The 17123-nt window shown below is 72.1% G+C and carries 21 protein-coding genes and 1 tRNA gene; 14 read left to right on the top strand and 8 right to left on the bottom strand.

Going from position 1 to position 17123, the window contains the following annotated elements; translation table 11 throughout:
* Positions 1-7: 7 nt before the first annotated feature.
* Together O7635_RS12610 and O7635_RS12605 are read right to left on the bottom strand one after the other, a co-directional pair.
* The gene (locus tag O7635_RS12610; RefSeq protein ID WP_278080594.1) at positions 8-853 is read right to left on the bottom strand and encodes an oxygenase MpaB family protein; all 846 of its coding nucleotides are present in this window, start codon (positions 851-853) and stop codon (positions 8-10) included.
* Positions 854-876: 23 nt separating this feature from the next.
* Positions 877-1317: a Fur family transcriptional regulator gene (locus O7635_RS12605; protein ID WP_278080593.1), complete on the bottom strand. Its 441-nt coding sequence runs from the start codon at positions 1315-1317 to the stop codon at positions 877-879.
* Between the two features lie 170 nt (positions 1318-1487).
* Between O7635_RS12605 and O7635_RS12600 the strand changes: the two genes are divergently transcribed.
* Positions 1488-1973 carry a DUF2231 domain-containing protein gene (locus tag O7635_RS12600; protein WP_278080592.1) on the top strand — a complete coding sequence of 162 codons (486 nt, stop codon included), beginning with the start codon at positions 1488-1490 and terminating at the stop codon, positions 1971-1973.
* On the opposite strand, the gene O7635_RS12595 is transcribed toward O7635_RS12600, so the two are convergent.
* Positions 1970-2272, bottom strand: a complete 303-nt coding sequence (locus O7635_RS12595; protein ID WP_278080591.1) for a translation initiation factor 2 — start codon at positions 2270-2272, stop codon at positions 1970-1972. The genes O7635_RS12600 and O7635_RS12595 overlap by 4 nt on opposite strands.
* A gap of 84 nt (positions 2273-2356) precedes the next feature.
* On the opposite strand from O7635_RS12595, the gene O7635_RS12590 reads away from it, so the two are divergent.
* Positions 2357-2485 carry a hypothetical protein gene (locus O7635_RS12590; protein WP_278085686.1) on the top strand — a complete coding sequence of 43 codons (129 nt, stop codon included), beginning with the start codon at positions 2357-2359 and terminating at the stop codon, positions 2483-2485.
* Between the two features lie 105 nt (positions 2486-2590).
* Positions 2591-2905, top strand: a complete 315-nt coding sequence (locus O7635_RS12585) for an FmdB family zinc ribbon protein (RefSeq protein ID WP_278080590.1) — start codon at positions 2591-2593, stop codon at positions 2903-2905.
* Positions 2906-2920: 15 nt separating this feature from the next.
* Here O7635_RS12585 and O7635_RS12580 read toward each other — a convergent pair whose 3' ends face one another.
* Positions 2921-3475 (bottom strand): 5-formyltetrahydrofolate cyclo-ligase, encoded by a 555-nt coding sequence (locus O7635_RS12580; protein WP_278080589.1) that lies wholly within the window; start codon positions 3473-3475, stop codon positions 2921-2923.
* Positions 3476-3590: 115 nt separating this feature from the next.
* Between O7635_RS12580 and O7635_RS12575 the strand changes: the two genes are divergently transcribed.
* The 6 genes from O7635_RS12575 (at position 3591) to O7635_RS12550 (ending at position 9655) form a co-directional block, all read left to right on the top strand.
* Positions 3591-5729 carry a diguanylate cyclase gene (locus O7635_RS12575; protein WP_278080588.1) on the top strand — a complete coding sequence of 713 codons (2139 nt, stop codon included), beginning with the start codon at positions 3591-3593 and terminating at the stop codon, positions 5727-5729.
* Between the two features lie 9 nt (positions 5730-5738).
* Positions 5739-6689: a UTP--glucose-1-phosphate uridylyltransferase gene (locus tag O7635_RS12570; RefSeq protein WP_278080587.1), complete on the top strand. Its 951-nt coding sequence runs from the start codon at positions 5739-5741 to the stop codon at positions 6687-6689.
* Entirely contained in the window at positions 6686-7960 is a 1275-nt protein-coding gene (gene glp / locus O7635_RS12565) for a gephyrin-like molybdotransferase Glp (RefSeq protein WP_278080586.1), read from the top strand. Before O7635_RS12570 ends, glp begins: the two co-directional genes overlap by 4 nt.
* On the top strand, positions 7960-8589 hold the full coding sequence (locus tag O7635_RS12560) for a GNAT family protein (RefSeq protein WP_278080585.1): 630 nt from the start codon (positions 7960-7962) through the stop codon (positions 8587-8589). Before glp ends, O7635_RS12560 begins: the two co-directional genes overlap by 1 nt.
* 121 nt (positions 8590-8710) lie before the next feature.
* Entirely contained in the window at positions 8711-9508 is a 798-nt protein-coding gene (locus tag O7635_RS12555; RefSeq protein ID WP_278080584.1) for a hypothetical protein, read from the top strand.
* 70 nt (positions 9509-9578) lie between these two features.
* Positions 9579-9655: transfer RNA gene (locus O7635_RS12550), tRNA-Ala, on the top strand.
* Here O7635_RS12550 and O7635_RS12545 read toward each other — a convergent pair.
* The 4 genes from O7635_RS12545 to trxA form a co-directional block, all read right to left on the bottom strand.
* Positions 9634-10398, bottom strand: coding sequence for a hypothetical protein (locus tag O7635_RS12545; protein ID WP_278080583.1), 765 nt, complete (start codon positions 10396-10398; stop codon positions 9634-9636). The two genes, O7635_RS12550 and O7635_RS12545, sit on opposite strands and share 22 nt — an antisense overlap.
* On the bottom strand, positions 10388-11431 hold the full coding sequence (locus O7635_RS12540) for a winged helix DNA-binding protein (protein WP_278080582.1): 1044 nt from the start codon (positions 11429-11431) through the stop codon (positions 10388-10390). The genes O7635_RS12545 and O7635_RS12540 overlap by 11 nt, the downstream gene beginning before the upstream one ends.
* A gap of 53 nt (positions 11432-11484) precedes the next feature.
* Positions 11485-13419, bottom strand: coding sequence for an intein-containing Rv2578c family radical SAM protein (locus O7635_RS12535; protein WP_278080581.1), 1935 nt, complete (start codon positions 13417-13419; stop codon positions 11485-11487).
* Between the two features lie 101 nt (positions 13420-13520).
* A complete protein-coding gene (gene trxA / locus O7635_RS12530) occupies positions 13521-13892 on the bottom strand; it encodes a thioredoxin (protein ID WP_278080580.1) in 372 nt (123 codons plus the stop codon).
* Positions 13893-14344: 452 nt separating this feature from the next.
* Here trxA and O7635_RS12525 point away from each other — a divergent pair, with 452 nt between their 5' ends.
* From O7635_RS12525 to O7635_RS12505, 5 genes are all read left to right on the top strand, one after another.
* Positions 14345-14869, top strand: coding sequence for a MaoC family dehydratase (locus O7635_RS12525; RefSeq protein WP_278080579.1), 525 nt, complete (start codon positions 14345-14347; stop codon positions 14867-14869).
* Between the two features lie 55 nt (positions 14870-14924).
* Positions 14925-15416 (top strand): hypothetical protein, encoded by a 492-nt coding sequence (locus tag O7635_RS12520; protein WP_278080578.1) that lies wholly within the window; start codon positions 14925-14927, stop codon positions 15414-15416.
* Between the two features lie 51 nt (positions 15417-15467).
* Complete coding sequence (locus tag O7635_RS12515) at positions 15468-16091, top strand: RNA methyltransferase (protein ID WP_278080577.1); 624 nt, start codon at positions 15468-15470, stop codon at positions 16089-16091.
* A 60-nt stretch (positions 16092-16151) separates the two neighbouring features.
* On the top strand, positions 16152-16835 hold the full coding sequence (locus O7635_RS12510) for a DUF6758 family protein (RefSeq protein ID WP_347405275.1): 684 nt from the start codon (positions 16152-16154) through the stop codon (positions 16833-16835).
* A 118-nt stretch (positions 16836-16953) separates the two neighbouring features.
* Complete coding sequence (locus O7635_RS12505; protein WP_170215836.1) at positions 16954-17112, top strand: hypothetical protein; 159 nt, start codon at positions 16954-16956, stop codon at positions 17110-17112.
* The last annotated feature ends 11 nt before the right edge of the window (positions 17113-17123 follow it).

Raw genomic sequence — 17123 nt, 5'->3', positions numbered from 1 at the left:
CCATGGGCTAGTTCGCGGCCGCGGCGGCGGCGCGGGCCATCGCGCCCTGGTAGATCGGGCCCTCGACGTAGCGGCGCGGCAGCGCGGCCAGCGCCGCCCGCAGCGCGCGCACCGACAGGCCCGCCGTGAAGCCCTCGACCGGCAACCCGAGCCCGCCGTAGAGCCGCCGCGCCCACGGCGGCAGCAGCCCGAGCGCGGTGGACGCGACACCCAGATAGGCCAGCCGCGGCCCGCCGAGCTCGATGCCCAGCCGCACGGCCGGGTTGAGCTTCCACGGCACCGGCGGGGCCGTCAGGAAGACCAGAGCCTCGGCCGAGTCGCGGGTCACCCGCAGCTCCGGCCGCATCGACTCGTAGTAGTCGGCGACCTCCGCCGCGGACCCCGGCACGAAAGCCGGGTCGAGGCCGGCCAGGGCGGCCACCCGGCGCTGCTCGTCGTAGTAGGTGTCGACCTCGGCGTCGGTCAGCGGCACCCCGGCCTGGCGGGCCGTGGTGATGAACGACTCGACCTCGGCCACGTGCACCCAGCGCAGCAGGTCGGGCTCGTCGACCCGGAACTCCTCGCCGGTGAACGGGTCGCGGGCCCTCATCCGGGAGTGGATGGCGCGCAGCCGGCGGCCGGCCGCCTCGGCCTCCGCCGTGGTGCCGTAGACCGCCGTCGCCACGTAGATCGACGTGCGGACCAGCCGGCCCCACGGGTCGTCCTTGTAGTGGGAGTTCTGCGCCACCCCGGCCATCGCGCGGGGGTGCAGGGCCTGCAGATAGAGGGAGCGGAGGCCGCCGACGAAGAGGATCGGCTCGGCGTGCACCCGCCAGGTCACCGTCTCCGGCCCGAACAACCCCAGATCGCTCATAAGACCAAGCCTGCCACGACCGGTCAGTCGTCGGCCTTGGCCCGCTGGCAGTCGGGGCACAGGCCCCAGAACGTCACTTCGGCCTCGTCGACCACGAAGCCGCCAGCGCCGACCGGGTCGAGGCAGGGTGCGGCGCCGTGGGCGCAGTCGACGTCGGCGATCGCGCCGCAGGCCCGGCAGACCACGTGATGGTGGTTGTCGCCGGCGCGCGCCTCGAACCGGGCGGGACTGCCGGCCGGCTCGATCCGCCGCGCGAGCCCGGCCCGGGACAGCGCGCCCAGCACGTCGTACACCGCCTGGGTGGAGACCGAGTCGAGCCGGGCGCGGACCGCTCTGGCGATCTCGTCGACCTCGAGGTGACCGCCGCCGGCCAGCACCTCGAGCACGGCGACGCGCGGGCGGGTGACCCGCATGCCGCGGGCGCGCAGCAGGGTCGCGCTCTCGTCCTCCGCGGGCTGCGACATGCCCGCAATGGAAGCACGCACCCTGGAAACGTTCAAGATACGTGGAGTTCAGCGCGAATTTCGATCAACGGCTGAACCGATCCCGGGGAGTCTCACGTGTCCCGTGCGTAGGGACTGTTCAGCGCCGGGACCGGCCGTACGCTGACGTCTCATTCACCACAGGAGGCCGCGTGCTGAACAACATTTTGGGCATTCCGGCCCATCCCCTGATCGTCCACGCGGCCGTCGTCTTCATCCCGCTGCTCTGCCTCGGCGCGGTCGTCTACGCGGTGGTCCCGCGGTTCCGCGGCAAGATCGGGTGGGCTGTCACGGCGCTGGCGGTGATCTCCCCCATCGCCGCGTGGTTCGCCAAGGCGTCCGGCGAGAACCTAGAGGACCGCCTGGTGGCGGCCGGCTTCTCGGGCGAGATCCTCGACAAGGTCAACCAGCATCAAACGTACGGCGACCGCGCCTGGTGGTTCACCCTCGCCCTGGGCGTGGTGACGCTGGTCATGGTGTTCATCACCAGCGGCAACCGCCGCGCGCCGCACGTGCCGGTCGGCGTCCACCTCGGCATCAGCGTGATCGTCATCGCGCTGGCCGTCGCCACCGCGATCTACGTCTTCCTCACCGGCGACAGCGGCGCCCACGCGGTCTGGGAAGGTGCCGTCCCCTAGAAGAGCACGCGCGAGCAGAGCAGGCAGGAGAGCACGACCAGCACGGCCGCCGCGACCAGGGCTACGCCGTACGTCAGGGTCCGGGCTTCCTTCTCCTGCGCCTCGATCTTGTCGACGTCCTGCGGCGCGAGCTGGCGGGGCGGTGGCGGCTGCACATAGGTGGGCGGTCGCCAGTCGGCCGGCGGCGGGTCCGAGGGCGGCGGACCCGAATAGCCGACCGGGGGTACGGCCGGCGGGGCGCTCTCCGGTCCGAGTTCGCCGCCGGGACCGGGCCGCTGCCACGCGGAGTCATCGCTCACGGCGAACGACGCTACCGAACCCGCGGGTACGCTGCCCCCGTGAACCGCGTGGAACCGCCAGCGACACCTGACGACGAGCGCCCCGTGGACCTCAGTGGTGACGACTTCGTGCTGCCGGAGCAGACCTCGGACGACACCGACCGGGGTTGGGGTGAGCGAACCGACACCAACGACGACCGGCTCTGGGAAGACCGGCCGCCGCACTGGGGTTGATGTTGTCGCTGGACGAAGGCTGGTCCGATGCCGCACTATTAGCACTCGGATAGGCTGAGTGCCAAGACGCTGCCACGACCGAGCGCGCAAGATCCGGAGGAAGCCGTGCCGACCTACCAGTACGCCTGCACCGAGTGCGGACACCAGCTCGAGGCCGTTCAGTCGTTCTCGGACGAGGCGCTGACCGTCTGCCCCGAGTGCGAGGGTCGCCTGCGCAAGGTCTTCGGCTCGGTGGGCGTCGTGTTCAAGGGCTCCGGCTTCTACCGCACCGACTCGCGCAACGGCAACAGCGGCGGCGACACCAAGGTCAAGTCCGACGCGAAGCCGGCCGAGTCGAAGTCCGAAACCAAGACGGAGACCAAGACCGAGTCGAAGCCGAAGGCCGAGCCAGCCAAGGCCGCGAGCACCCCGGCCGCCTGAGGTCCCCGGCCCCGGTCAGAGGCGGGTCAGCCCGCCGGACGGGGTGATCACCTCCGTCACCCGCTGGTCGTGTGCCGCCTCCGGGACCCGGTCGACCAGCTCCCCGTCGTGCAGCAGCGCGACGATCGGCACGCCGGCGGGCACCCGGGCCAACACCCGGTCGTACGAGCCACCGCCGCGGCCCAGCCGCATCCCGCGCCGGTCCACCGCGAGCGCCGGGGCCACGATCAGGTCGGCCCCGGCCGCCGCTGAGCGGCCCAGCCGCTCCCCCGGCGGCTCGCGCAGCCCCCGGCCGGCCGGCACCAGAGTCCCGGCGTAGCGCGCCCAGTCCAGGTCGTTGTCCGCCCGCAACACGGGCAGGAGCAACTCGGCGCCCTCACTCAGCGCCCCGGTGATCGCCTCGGCCAACCCGGCGCCGCCGGGTTCGCTGCCGACCGGCACGTACCCGCAGACCCGGCGCGGCGCGCTGACCCGGATGAGCTCGGCCAGCGTTTTCGTCACCGCCGCGGCCGCCGCCAGCCGGGCCGGCTCGGACAGTGACCGGCGCTCGGCGAGCACCGCCGCCCGCATGTCCGCCTTCGTCGGCCCACTATGCGATAAATCCGGCACGCAACACTCCCGACCCTTACCCGGTTAGACCCTCGAGGGCCCAGGTGCCGAGCATGGCAGGTGCGAAGGGGGAGTTGTGACGCTGCGCGGGCGGCTGACCGCCGCGTTCCTCGCCGTCGTGTTGGGTCCGGTGCTGCTGGGCGCGCTCTTCGTCGGCGGCACGGTGGCCGCCGTGAGCCGCGACCGCGCGGTCGAGCGGCTGGGCGTCGCGGCCACCGCGGCGCGCACCTCGGTCAGCTCCCTCTGCCAGCAGCTCCAGGCCGCCGCGGACGCGGTCGCCATGGCCACCGACGCCGCCCACCAGAGCGACATCGCCGGGCTGGTGGTCGCCCGTGGGCTCGCCTCGGGCGTGGTCGTCGAGGACGCGGCCGGCGTACCCACGCTGCGTACCCCCGGGTCACCGGACCGGCCGTGGGCCGACTGCGCGCGACCGGACCAGGACGGCGGCCCGTTCCTCGGCCTCGCCGTCCGGATCGAGGCCCGCGACGCGGCCGGTGCCCCGCTCGGCGCGATCTGGGCGACGCACGACCTCGGCCCGGTCACGGTCGGCCGGCTCGCCGGCGCCACCGGGACCGCGGTCACCCTGCTCGGCGGCGACCCGTCGGCCGCGGTGCACAGCACTGAGTCGGCCGGCGCGCTGCGGGGCGTCGTCGCCGCCGCGGCCGGGGTCCGTGGCGACGCGGTCGCCGAGACCGCCGACGGCCGGGCGGTCCGGCGGGTCGGCCCCGCGCCCGGCCAGCCGCTCCCCCTTGTGCTGTCCGTGCCGACCGGTCAACTACCCGGCCTGTACGCCCTGCTGGTCGCCGCCGTCATCCTCGCCGCCCTGTGCGCCGTGGCGGCCGCGTGGTGGCTCGCCCGGTCGACCACCCGGCCGCTGGCCGAGCTCGCCACCGCGGCCGGCCGGGTCGGCGGCGGCGACCTCGGCGCCCGGGTGCCGGTGCGCGGCCAGGACGAGGTGGGCCGGCTCGCGGTCGCGTTCAACCGGATGACCCGCGAGACGCAGGCGTACGTCCGCGCCCTCACCACCAGCCGTGACCAGTTGCGCGGCCATCTGGCGGTGCTCGGCGACACCCTGAGCAGCACCCATGACCTGCAGCGGATCCTGCAGGTCATCCTCGACACGGCGCGAGCGGCGACCGGGGCGAGCGGCGGCGTGGTGCTGCTGCTCGACCCGGCCACCGGCACGCTGGTCGGCCAGTGCGGGCTCGGTGTCGACGTCGCGGGCCGCCGGGTGCCGCTCGGTAGTGGACTGCTCGGCGCCGTCGCCGCGACCGGAGTGCCGATCCGCGGCCGGATCGACCGCGACGGGCCCGCCCTGTCGCCGTTCGAGCCGACCTGCCGCACCTACGTCGCCGTGCCGTTCAACGTCTCCGGGCCGGCCGCCGAGCAGACCGCGGTGCCGGGCGTGCTGCCACCCGAGCCGCCGACGGCCTCCGGGGTGCTCGCCCTCTACGACCGGCTCGGCTCCGACGAGTTCGACGACGCCGACCTCATCACCCTGCGCACCTTCGCCGGCCAGGCCGCGGTGGCCGTCGACAACGTGCGGGTCCACCAGGAGGCGCAGCGGCTCTCGCTCACCGATCCGCTGACCGGGCTGTGGAACTACCGCTACCTGCGCGAGTCGATCCGCCGCGAGGTCGAGCGGGCGAGCCGGTTCGGCCGCATGCTGGCGGTGCTCGCCCTCGACCTCGACCGGTTCAAGGAGGTCAACGACACCTGGGGGCACGCGGCCGGCGACGCGGTGCTGGTCGAGTTCGCCCGCCGGATCCGGGGCGTGGTGCGCGAGGTCGACCTGGCGTTCCGCCAGGGTGGCGAGGAGTTCGTGGTGCTGCTGCCCGAGACCGACGCCGACGGGGCCGCCATCGTGGCCCGCCGGCTCGGTGCCGCCGTCCGCGACGAGCCGTTCGACATCGACGGCGCCGCCGGCATCGACGTGACCGTCTCCATTGGAGTCGCGGTGTTCCCGTCGCACGCCGCGACCGCGCAGGCCGTGCTCGACGCGGCCGACGACGCGCTCTACGCGGCCAAGGCGGCGGGCCGCGACGGCTTCCGCACGGCGCCCGGCGGCGGCACCCTGGTGGCCGAGATTCCGGTGGCCGCGGGAGGCGTTCCACCCGACGACAACCTGCCCCGGGCCGGGGGTGGCGAACCGATCCGACCTGCTGGCGGCGCGTCAAGCGGGACGCAGCCACCGCGACAGACGAGGGGCGGATAGTCTCGCGGAATGTCGGACGAGCCCGCGACCCCACGACCGCCCTCCCCGTCGACCGAAAAGCGCCGGCGCGCGGTGAAGGCGGTCATCCCGGCCGCCGGCCTCGCCACCCGGTTCCTGCCCGCGACGAAGGCCGTACCCAAGGAGCTGTTGCCCGTCGTCGACCGGCCGGTCCTGCAATACATCGTCGAAGAGGCGGCGGCCGCCGGCATCCGCGACATCCTGCTCGTGACCGGCCGCGGCAAGACGTCCATGGTCGACCACTTCGACCGCCAGCCCTACCTGGAGAGTCGGCTCGAGGAGAAGGGCGACGCGGAGCGCCTCGCGGCGGTGCGCAAGCCCGCCGAGCTCGCCGAGATCTACACCTGCCGCCAGGGCGAGCCGCTCGGGCTCGGGCACGCGGTCGGGATGGGCGACTCGCACGTCGGCGACGAGCCGTTCGCGGTGCTGCTCGGTGACGAGTTCGTCGACGAGTCCGAGCCGCTGCTGCCGGCGATGCTCGACCTGCAGGCGCAGACCGGCGGCATCGTGCTGGCGTTCCTGGAGGTGCCGCGGGAAGAGGTCAAGCGCTACGGCATCGCGTCGGTGGAGCCGGCGGATCCCGACCTGGTGCCCGGCGCCGAGATCGTCAAGGTCACCGGCCTGGTCGAGAAGCCGTCGCCGGAGGACGCCCCGAGCAACCTCGCCGTCCTGGGCCGCTACGTGCTGCCCGGGAAGATCTTCGAGACCATTCGCAACACCAAGCCCGGCAGCGGCGGCGAGATCCAGCTGACCGACGCGATGCAGACGCTGCTCGACGAGGGCACCCCGGTGCACGGCATCGTCTACCGCGGCACCCGCTACGACACGGGCATGCCGTTGGGCTACCTGCAGGCCGTCGTGCAGATCGCGTGCCAGCGTGAAGACCTGGGGCCGGCGTTCCGGTCCTGGCTCGAGGAGTTCGTCCAAGCGGGGGGCTCATGACCCAGACAGCCGACGCGGAGGTGGCCGCCAGAGAGCTGACGCCGCTGGCCGACTATCTCGGCAGCGCGCTGCGGCGGCTGCGCGCGCTTCCCCCGCTCGACCTCGAACTGACGCAGGCGTACGGCAACGTGCTCGCGCAGGACGTCGTGGCGCCGCACGCCTTCCCGGCGTTCGACCTGGCGGCGATCGACGGCTACGCGGCGCGCTGGGAGGACGTGTCCACCGCGGGCCGCGGCACGCCGGTGCGGCTCAACGTGATCGGCGACCTGTCCGCGTCGAGCTGGCGGCCCGTGCGGCTGACGCCGTCGACCTGCTTCTCGGTCGCGGCCGGCGCCCCGCTGCCCGGCGGTGCCGACGTCGTCGTCCCGATCAGCTGGACCGACCAGGGCATGGCCGCGGTCGAGATCTTCCATCCGCCGAAGCGGGGCTCCGGCCTGCGCCGCGCCGGCGACGAGCTGGCCGCCGGGTCCGTCCTGGCCCGGGCCGGCTCGACCATCACGCCGGCCCTGGTCGCGGCGTTCGCCGCCACCGGCATCGGGCACGTGGTGGTGCGGTCCAGCCCGCGGGTCGTCATCATCGCGACCGGCGACGAGCTGGTCGAGGTCGGGCGGGGCAGCCAGCCTGGGCAGGTCGTCGACGCCAACTCGCACGCGCTGACCGCGGCGGCGGCCGAGGTGGGCGCGCTGGCCTACCGCGTCGGCATCTGCGACGACGACCCCGAGGGCCTGCGGGCGCTGCTCGAGGACCAGACGCTGCGGGCCGACCTGATCCTCACCACCGGCGGCACCGGCACCGGGCCTGGTGACATGGTGCGCCGCATCCTGTCCCGGCGCGACGGCGGGCGCGCCGGACCCGTGGCGTTCACCGAGGTCGCGCTCTACCCTGGCACCACTCTTGGCTTCGGCACGGTCGGCGCGGAGGAGGTGCCCGTGGTCTGCCTGCCCGGTGACCCCGGCGCGGCGCTGATCGGTTTCGAGGTGCTGGCGCGCCCGGCGATCCAGCTGCTGTCCGGCGCCGAGCCGGTGTTCCGGCCGAGCGTCCGGGCCCACCTGCTCGACACGGTGACCTCGCCGGCCGGCCTGCGCGAGTTCCGCCCGGCCCACGTCGCCGAACGCCGCGGCGGCGGCTACACCGTGCAGCCGCTGCACGGTGGCCCCTACACCCTGTCCGGTCTGATGGAGGCCAACGGCCTCGTGGTGCTCGGTGAGCGGGTCACCACGGCCGCCGCCGGCTCCACTGTGGATGTTCTGCTGCTGGACAGACGGAAGTGATGACGTTCGGCGCCGCTCCGGGTTGGCCCGCCGTGCTCCGCGACGGGCCCGTCCTGCTGCGCCCCTACCGCCGCTCCGACGCGGCGGCCTGGTCGGAGGTGCGCCGGGCCAACCGGGCGTGGCTGGCGCCGTGGGAGCCGTCGGCGCCGGGCGACTGGAACGAGCTCAACTCCGTCGCGGCGTACCGCTTCGTCCACCGTGACCAGCGCAAGTCGGCCCGGCGCGGCGAGAGCATGCCGTTCGCCGTGTGCCTCGAGGATCGGTTCGTCGGCCACATCAACCTCGGCAACGTCGTACGCCGGGCGTTCTGTTCGGCCTATGTGGGCTATTGGGTCGACGGCCGGGTCGCGGGGCGCGGTGTGATACCCACCGCACTGGCCCTCGTGGTCGACCACGCGTTCCGCTATGGCGGCCTGCACCGCATCGAAGTCAACATCCGACCCGAGAACAAGCCGTCCCGGCGGGTCGTCGAGAAGCTCGGATTCCGCGAAGAGGCCTACCACCCGCGCTACATGCACATCGACGGCGCGTGGCGTGACCACATCGGATATGCGATGACCAGCGAGGAAGTGTCGACCGAAGGCGGCCTGCTGGCCCGCTGGCACCGGCTCCGCACACCCGCATCCTGATCTTGAGCGAGTCGGCGCGTTGCGCCACATTGTTCGGTGGCCGCCCGTAACCTCGAATTACGAAACGTACGGCAACCTCATCAATCCGCATGATCGGGTTGTCAACCGTAAGACGGGAGGGGTGAGGGTGCCGACCTCGGTGCTCCTCGCTGTCCTCGCCGCGGCCGGGCTGCTCGCTCTGGCGCCGGCCCTGGTCCGCCGGTACGACGCCACCGAGCGATTGGTAGCGGAGAGGGCGCATTCGACGGCGCGCGTGCTGTCTCGCAGCCGCCGTCGCCGCACCGTGCCCGGCCGCCGCCCGATCCGCGGCGCCCGCGCGGTGCTCCCTCCGCTGCGCCCGGAAGTCCCGGTCTCCGCGCCACCCGTCTCGGCGCCCCCGGTCTCGGCGCCCCCATTCTCCCGTCGCGCGCCCCGCCTGCGCGCGGTGCCGCCGGGCGTGATGGCCCGCCCGGCCCGCCGGCGCCCGCCGCTGCGCCGCCACCCGATGGCCGTCTACCGGCGGCGCCGGGTGCTGGCCGCCCTGGTGCTGCTCAACCTCGTCGAGCTCGTCGGCGTGTTCCTGGTCGGCCCGGGCTTCTGGGTCGGCGTCGCGGTGACCGGCACGCTGCTGCTGGTCTACCTGGCGCACCTACGCAGCCGGGCCCTGGCCGAGCGCAAGCGCCGGCGCCAGCAGGCCCGCCGCGCGGCGTGGCTGGCGGCCCGGCAGGCGGAGGTCAGGGCGGAGCAGGCCCGGCGGGCGGAGGCGCGACGCGAGCAGCAGCGCCGCCTGGCCGCCCAACGCGAGGCGGTCCGCCGGGCCGCGATGGGCCTGGACCGCCCGGCCGACCTACCACCGGCCGCGACGGGCTCGGTCTCCTACCGGCGGGCGGGCGGCCTGCGCGGCCGCCCGTACGAAGCACGCCGCAGCAACACGGCGTAGGCCCGGTTCGCTGCCGGCCGGGTGCACCTGTTAGCCTTATCGCCGGTTCGCTGGCCGAAAGTCCAGCGGCGGGGCTGTGGCGCAGACCGGTAGCGCACCTCGTTCGCATCGAGGGGGTCAGGGGTTCAAATCCCCTCAGCTCCACCACTACGCATTACTCCTTGCAACAATTCGCCGACCAGGCGCAGGTCATCGAGTTCGATTCCCCGACCTTCGGGAATCGCACGAACAATGCGCAAGGATCGTTCGGCCTGATCGCGGAACCATCTGCGGGCATGCCGATCGGCGTCATCCCTAAGTTGCGGATCAGCGGCCGTCAACTGCCGCCTCAATGCCGGCCCGGTCGTCGGATCAAGGCAGAGCCGGACGATGTCGAGCAGATCGGTGCCCTCCTTCGCGCGACCGCGGTTCATGACCGATTGCAGCTTCATAGCGACGAGCGGTCCTGGTTCGGCCACATCGACGACGAGGTCGGTGAGACCGGCCGCACGAATGGTGATCGGCGTCGCGGTGCTCGCGGCCCACGCGTGCGAGAGCACATGGAGCCGGTCCGTCGGGTCGGTCGGCAGAACGGCAAGGTCGGCATCGGTCACTTCGAGAATGTCGACCTGGACCTGCCCCGCCTCGGTCGGCACGAGGACACCCGACGGACCGCTGGGCGCCGCCCCACTGCTGATCAGCAGCTCGAGCTGGGCTGGCTCGCCGTCGCGCCGCCGGTGCACAGTGTCCAGGTCGGTGGTGGCGCGATAGGCCCGGCTCAAGCGGCAGACCACGGCGAGACCGCCTACCACGGTGACCTTTCGACCCGTGCGCGCCGCCACCGCCGGTATCGCCAGCGCCAGGGCCGACATCGACGTGCCCGCCAGGTCGACGATCGGGTTACCAGACACGGCGACCGACCTCGGACGGCGGCGTCCAGGCCTCCAGGACCTCGCGCCCGCGTCCCGGATCGGCGGCGAGATCGAGCGCGACGAACAGTGGTCGGGCCAGCGGCCAGACCTCACCGCGCACGAGGACGCGACGAGCGACGACCAGCGGCAACGGCGCTACCCGGAGACTGGCCGCTCGCGTCTCACGACTCGGCGCCACGCCGAGCAACTGACCGGCTCGGCGGAGAACGGTCTGGTCAGGAACGTAAAAATCGGGTGGATAGTCGGATCTGGTCCCCACCGGGGCCCCGTATGCCGCCGCCGCCATCGTGTCGGTTAGGGCCCAACCGAACTCACCGCCGAGACCCAACCTGAGGGCGTCGCTCACCGGCTCGTCGTCGGACGTCGACGGCGCGCGCGCCACGTCGAGATGCACCGGTTTCCAGGCATCGGCGAGCTGCCAGAACAGCTCGGGGATGGCCGGCTTGCCATCGGTGGTCACCAGGCCGGCTGCCCGCAGGTCCCCGACCACCCTCGACACTGAGCTCGCGGAACGCTCCAGGTTGCGGGCGATTTCACGAACTGCCGCCGGCTTGTCCGGATGGAGCAGCAGCCAGGTCGCCACCTCGGTGGCGACTCGCCCCGCCAACGCGGACGAGCGTTCCGGCAGCGCGCTGAGCCGGGGCACGCTGGCGTCGACGAACAGGCCCTGGGCGGCCAGGTGCAGGTGGCCTCGGAGGTCGAGCCAGCTCCAGCCTGCTCTCCGGAGGACTTCCCTCGCCTGCTCGGTCACGCGGTCGGCCACCAGCACCTGCACCGCAGGCGACCGACCGGCCGCCTCCGCCCCGGCCCATTGCGCCAGCTTGCGATCAAGGCCTTCCGCCGCGGCCAGCGAGATCCGCTTGATGCGCACCGGGACTCCGGGACCTCCGGCCGGGTTGACCAGCAGCCCGTCGACGGTGGAGTCGGCCCCGGACGTTTCGATGGCCAGCCCGATGGCGGCCACCGCGTCGCGCAGCTCCTCGATGCCAGCTGCGCCGGCACTCGCGCCCATGGCTCGAGTGTAACTGTTCGATGTTCGGTAATGACCGAACACCGAACAGGCTTTTAGAGCAGTGTGAGCTGTTCCGGCTCCGGAGGTTGCTCCGGTAGTTGGCGGGACTCGAAGCTCTCCTTGCGGTCCAGGCCGTGCCGGCGGGCTGCTTGGCGGATGCGGGCCGTGATCTCCCGCTGGTATTCCTTCGGCAGGTAGGAGCCGCCGCGGTAGAGCTCCCGGTAGCGCGGCACCAACGACGGGAACTCGCGGCCCAGCCACCGCGCGTACCAGTCGCGGGTGCCGGGACGCAGGTGCAGGGCAATGCCCGTGACGCCCGCTGCGCCGGCTTCCGCGACCGCCCCCACCGTGCGGTCGATGGACTCCTCGTTGTCCGTCAGGCCCGGCAGGATCGGGGCGACCAGGACGCCGACCGAGAAGCCCGCGTCGGTCAGGCGGCGGACCGCGTCCAGGCGGCGGCGGGGGCTCGGCGTGCCCGGCTCGACCCGGCGCCACAGCTCTTCGTCGACGAAGCCGATCGAGAACGACAGGCCTACCGAGGTCACCGAGGCCGCTTCCTGTAGCAGAGGCAGGTCGCGGAGGATGAGGGTGCCTTTCGTCAGGATCGAGAACGGGTTGGCGAAGTCGCGCAGGGCCGACAGGATCTGGGGCATCAGCCGGTAGCGGCCCTCGGCCCGTTGGTAGACGTCGACGTTGGTGCCCATGGCGATGTGTTCGCCGCGCCAGCGGCGGGCGGATAGCTCCTTGCGGACCAGGTCGCCGGCGTTGACCTTGACGATGATCTTGCTGTCGAAGTCGTGGCCCGGGTCGAGGTCCAGGTAGGTGTGGGTGTTGCGGGCGAAGCAGTTGTGGCTCACCACGCCGTTGGCGATGAAGTCGCCCGTGCCCGTGGTGATGTCGCAGAGCGGCAGCTCGACGCCGAGCGACTCGACCGCGACCACGTCGAGCGGCACGTTGGACTTGAGTGCCAGGCCCTCGATCGACCGCTTGCGGGTCGCCGCCGGGTCGGTGGTGTGCAGGAAGCGCAGCCGGGCCGACAGCCCGCCGACGATGCGGACATACCAACCGCGGGCGCCGCCCGTGCGGCGCACCGCGAACTCGAAGCCCAGCGTGCGCAGCGCCGCCGCGACCTCGTCGATGGTCTCCCGGTCGATGCTGCCGATCCGCAGGGCGACGCCGTCGTGGGTGCCCTGCGCGTCGAAGACGCCGGCCAGGAACCCCTTGCGCCAGTCGTCGGTCACGGACGGCGGTGCGGCGATCCAGCCCGCCGCGGCCAGCCGGGCCACCTCGGGCGACGCCTCGGCCAGGTAGCGCCGCGTGCGGTCGAGCGGCTCGCGGTCCGTGACGCTGGCATCGCCGCGGCTCATCCCGCACAGGTAGCCGGCCCGGTAGTCGGGCGTATCAGCCGGCGGCGGCGCGAACCGGCCCACGCCCATCAGCTTGTTGCCGCTCGTCAGGTAGGGCCGCTGGTCGGCGCCGCCCATCGCGCCCGTGACGTGCTTCCAGCCGCGCTCGGTGAGGAAGCGGTGGTCGCCGCTGGCGACGAGCTCGGTGCCGTCGGCCAGTGTCACCCGGTAGGCCGGCTTGGTGGTTTGCCAGTGCGCCTTGACCTCGGTGATGACATAGCGCCGGTAGGTGCCCGACCGGACCGTGCCGTAGATCCGGTCGCCGACGGCCACGTCGCGCAGGGCCCGGGTGCGACCGTCGGCCATCAGGATCCGGGTGTCGCCCTCGAGGCAGTAGGTGCAGGCATGGCTGCAGCCCCGGTAAGGGTTGATCGTCCAGTCGAAGCCCATCCGGGAACTGGCAGGCACCCGGTTGATGATCGACTTTGCGCGCACCTCGTAGAAGGTCATGCCGGCGAAGCCGGGCGTGTCGAAGGTGCGCGCTACTGCGCCGGGCAGCGCCAGCGGCAGGGGTGGTGTCGCCGGCGCCGCCCGATCAGGGACGACCGAGGCGGGGAGAGCCGACAGGTTGTCCCAACGCATTACCCGATTCGAACACGTGTACGAGCAAGAACGCAAGCGCCCTGCTCACAGACGCGAAAGGGGCGTCCCGTGCGAACCACGGAACGCCCCTGGCGAACAGCTCAGTGCTCGTGTGCGGCGTGCTCGGCCAGCTGCTTGCGCACGTCCTCCATGTCGAGCGCGCGGACCTGTGAGATCAGCGACTCGACCGCGGACTCGGGCAGCGCGCCCGGCTGCGCGAAGACGATCACGCCGTCGCGGAGCGCCATCAGGGTCGGGATCGACCGGATGTCGTAACGGGCGGCCAACTCGACCTGCGCCTCAGTGTCGACCTTGCCGAAGACGACGTCCTCGTGCTTGTCGCTGACCCGGTCGTAGACCGGCGCGAAGCGCAGACACGGACCGCACCAACTGGCCCAGAAATCGACGAGAACGATGCCGTCACCGCCGGTGACCTTGTCAAAGTTCTCGGTCGTCAGCTCAACGGTCGCCATGGATCACTCCGATCGGGTGCTCGTTCGTGCCTCTCCCGAGGCATCCGTCCGTGTAACGACTGAGTACCCCCGCTCATTCCCCGGCCAACCCGCGAGGACGCCGGACGAGGTGGCCCGGATCATCACGAGCACATCAGGAGCAACCAAGATCCGCATTGCGTACGGTGACGGGAGCGTTTCCATAACGCCTGGCCCATCTGCCTGCCGTTATCGGCCGCGGCCCGGTCCAGCAAGGGAAAACGGCACGGGTGACGAACGGTTCGAAAGTCGATCACTCTTACGATACGTAATGTTGCAGAACCATAACGGGTGACCCCCGTCACTTCCCGAAGGGTTTTCCGGTACCGGTTGGTCCGGCAAAATCGTAGGGACAAGCGTGGGCGGCGGGTGCCGGGGAGGGCCCCGCCGCTCATTGCGTCTCCCCCCGGTTCACGAGCCGTTATGGTGCGGGAATGCGGTTCGGGCGCTATTACGAAGAGTTCGAGGTCGGCGCCGTCTACCGGCACTGGCCGGGCAAGACCGTCACCGAGGCCGACGACCATCTCTTCTGCCTGCTGACGATGAACCATCACCCCTTGCATCTGGACGCCCATTACGCGCGGACCGCGACCGAGTTCCGGCGCAACGTGGTGGTCGGCAACTACATCTACTCGCTGCTGCTCGGCATGTCCGTCGCCGATGTGAGCGGCAAGGCGATCGCCAACCTCGAGGTCGAGTCGCTGCGCCACGTGGCGCCGACCTTCCACGGCGACACCGTCTACGGCGAGACCACGGTGCTCGACAAGCGGGAGTCCGGCTCGAAGCCCGACCGCGGCGTGGTGTCGGTCGAGACCCGCGGCTACAACCAGGACGGCACGCTGGTCTGCGTCTTCCGCCGCAAGGTCATGGTGCCCAAGCAGGAGTACGCGGCCGGGGCGGACGGTCGCGACCCGGAGCGCCCCAGCTTCCCGGAACCGGTGGAGCCCGTACCCCGCTAGAACTGGCTGGTCGCAACGGGCCAAATGCGGCATATGCTGACCTTGGGAGGTCGTTATGCCAAGCCAGCCCGCGCCCGGCGATCCGCTGTCCCATCCACTCCACGGTTTCCCGAACGTCGCGATCGACGTCTTCACCGCCCGCGAGTGGGAGCTGCTCGTGCGGCTGCCCGGGCGGGTGATCGTCGCGGCCACTCACACCGGAGCGCCGCGGCGCAGCGTCCGCGAAGGATTGGCCGGCCTCGACGCGATGGCGGCCGGCCGGGCCTTCGACAGCGACCTGGTGCGCGCGGTGGTCGCCGCCGTCTACGCCGAACGGATGCCGAACGGCCCACGCCCGCCCGCCCGCGACCTCCTCGACGAGTGCCGGGACGCCGTGCGGGTGCTCAACGACCGCGCCGACCCCGCCGACTCGGCGGCCTACCGGCAGTGGGTCCAGTCGATCGCGGCCCGCGTGTGCACCGGTGGCCGCGGGCCGGCCGCCGGTCAGCTCGGCCCCGGCGACCGGAGGTTCCTGGCCGACCTCGGCCACGCCCTCGGCATGGTCTGATCATCGGGCCGGGTGCGACCCCGCCGCGCGTACAACCATTAGATTCCCGGTGTGGAAACGGAGGGTGAGGTCGGCGTCGGGCCGTGGCCCGGTCCGTGGCCGGCCGATCCGAAGTACGACCCGGACCTGCTCGCGGCGGGCGACCGGCGCAACGTGGTGGACCGCTACCGCTACTGGCGGCACGAGGCGGTGGTGGCCGACCTCGACCGGCGGCGGCACGACTTCCATGTGGCGATCGAGAACTGGCAGCACGACTTCAACATCGGCACCGTGATCCGCAACGCCAACGCCTTCCTGGCCGCCGAGGTGCACGTGGTCGGCAAGCGGCGGTGGAACCGGCGGGGCGCCATGGTGACCGATCGGTATCAGCACGTCCGCCACCACCCGACGATCGACGAGTTCGTCGCCTGGGCGCACGGCGCGGACCTGCCGGTGATCGGCATCGACAACCTGCCCGGTTCGCGCCCCTTGGAGACGGTTGTCCTGCCCCGGCGCTGCGTCCTGCTCTTCGGGCAGGAGGGCCCGGGGCTGTCCGACACCGCCCGTGCCGCGTGCGATCAGCTCTTCTCGATCGCGCAGTACGGCTCGACCCGGTCCATCAACGCGGGCGTGGCCAGCGGCATCGCGATGCATGCCTGGATCCGGACGTACGGGGAGCCACCGCCCGAGGGTTGACCGATTCGGCCGGATTGCTTGACCTCGACCCAGCTTCGCGGGGACCGTAACGGTGTGGGCATGACGGTGAGTTGCCCCCGATGCGGCGGCCCGGTGCGGCCGCCGGACCTGATGCGCGCCGACTGGCGGTGCGACGGCTGCGGTGACGTCCCCCCGCTGCACGTCGCCCACCACAACAACGCCGAGGTCGCCAAGAGCGTGGTCAACACGATGACCGCCGGCTCGCCCGCGGGCCGGCCGGTGCCGCTCTGGTGCACCTGGCCGCTGCTGCGCGACTGGACGGTGACCGGGGTGGCCTGGGCCGGCGACGACCATTCCGGCGTACGCGCCTCGGTGCTGGCCTGCAGCGGCCCGGCCCCGCTGGCCGGCGGCCCGGCCGACCTCGTGATCGTGGCCGAGGAGCCGGGCGTCGGGCTGGGCAACCGGTTCGCCGGCCTGCCCGGCACCGATCCCGGCCCGGAGTTGGTGCGCGAGCTGACCGAGCCGGCGCCGGGCGAGCCGACCAACGCCCACGCCAAGATCAAGGTGGACGGTCACCCGACTCCACTGTGGTCCCTGCCGGCCGCCGAGGACCGCTGCGCCTACGTCGGCGAGGCGCGCGGAATGTGGCTTTATGCCATAGCTTGGCCGGCGCACGCGGGCTACGTTCTCGCGGAAGACGTCGTGTTGCACGACCTTTGCGAATGGTTGCCGCCGGAACTCGTGTACGGTGCTCCTTCTCCGTACCTGCATGGGCTCGCCTGAGTGGGGCGTTCCCGCTTGTGCGGATTGTGCGCAGTTTGTTCAACCTGAGAGCAACGACTGATACGCTGAGTCCTGCCGCGGCAAGTTGCCGGCGCCGCGCAGAGGGGGATGGGCCGCAATGCTCAAGAAGATCCTCACTTGGGGCGGAATCGCCTTCCTCATTTTCTTCATTGCCTTCCGTCCTAACGAGTCTGCCGATGTCTTCAAGAACATCGGCGGCGGCATCATGGATGTCGCCGAGGGCTTCGGCGACTTCTTCACGAGCCTGGTCGCCTAGGCGCCTCTGTC

The organism is Asanoa sp. WMMD1127, assembly GCF_029626225.1.
Classification (GTDB): Bacteria; Actinomycetota; Actinomycetes; order Mycobacteriales; family Micromonosporaceae; genus Asanoa.
Note: the sequence above shows the minus strand (reverse complement) of the source record. Positions and strands in the feature narration are given on the sequence as shown.

Bases quoted from the DNA above. Each gene is read 5' to 3' on its own strand.
- O7635_RS12610 (WP_278080594.1), bottom strand. From the start codon at position 853: ATGAGCGATCTGGGGTTGTTCGGGCCGGAGACGGTGACCTGGCGGGTG.
- O7635_RS12605 (WP_278080593.1), bottom strand. From the start codon at position 1,317: ATGTCGCAGCCCGCGGAGGACGAGAGCGCGACCCTGCTGCGCGCCCGC.
- O7635_RS12580 (WP_278080589.1), bottom strand. From the start codon at position 3,475: ATGCGGGCGGCGGTGCTCGCCGAGCGCCGGTCACTGTCCGAGCCGGCC.
- O7635_RS12570 (WP_278080587.1), top strand. From the start codon at position 5,739: ATGTCGGACGAGCCCGCGACCCCACGACCGCCCTCCCCGTCGACCGAA.
- glp (WP_278080586.1), top strand. From the start codon at position 6,686: ATGACCCAGACAGCCGACGCGGAGGTGGCCGCCAGAGAGCTGACGCCG.
- O7635_RS12560 (WP_278080585.1), top strand. From the start codon at position 7,960: ATGACGTTCGGCGCCGCTCCGGGTTGGCCCGCCGTGCTCCGCGACGGG.
- O7635_RS12540 (WP_278080582.1), bottom strand. From the start codon at position 11,431: ATGGGCGCGAGTGCCGGCGCAGCTGGCATCGAGGAGCTGCGCGACGCG.
- O7635_RS12535 (WP_278080581.1), bottom strand. From the start codon at position 13,419: ATGCGTTGGGACAACCTGTCGGCTCTCCCCGCCTCGGTCGTCCCTGAT.
- trxA (WP_278080580.1), bottom strand. From the start codon at position 13,892: ATGGCGACCGTTGAGCTGACGACCGAGAACTTTGACAAGGTCACCGGC.
- O7635_RS12525 (WP_278080579.1), top strand. From the start codon at position 14,345: ATGCGGTTCGGGCGCTATTACGAAGAGTTCGAGGTCGGCGCCGTCTAC.
- O7635_RS12520 (WP_278080578.1), top strand. From the start codon at position 14,925: ATGCCAAGCCAGCCCGCGCCCGGCGATCCGCTGTCCCATCCACTCCAC.
- O7635_RS12510 (WP_347405275.1), top strand. From the start codon at position 16,152: ATGACGGTGAGTTGCCCCCGATGCGGCGGCCCGGTGCGGCCGCCGGAC.
- O7635_RS12505 (WP_170215836.1), top strand. From the start codon at position 16,954: ATGCTCAAGAAGATCCTCACTTGGGGCGGAATCGCCTTCCTCATTTTC.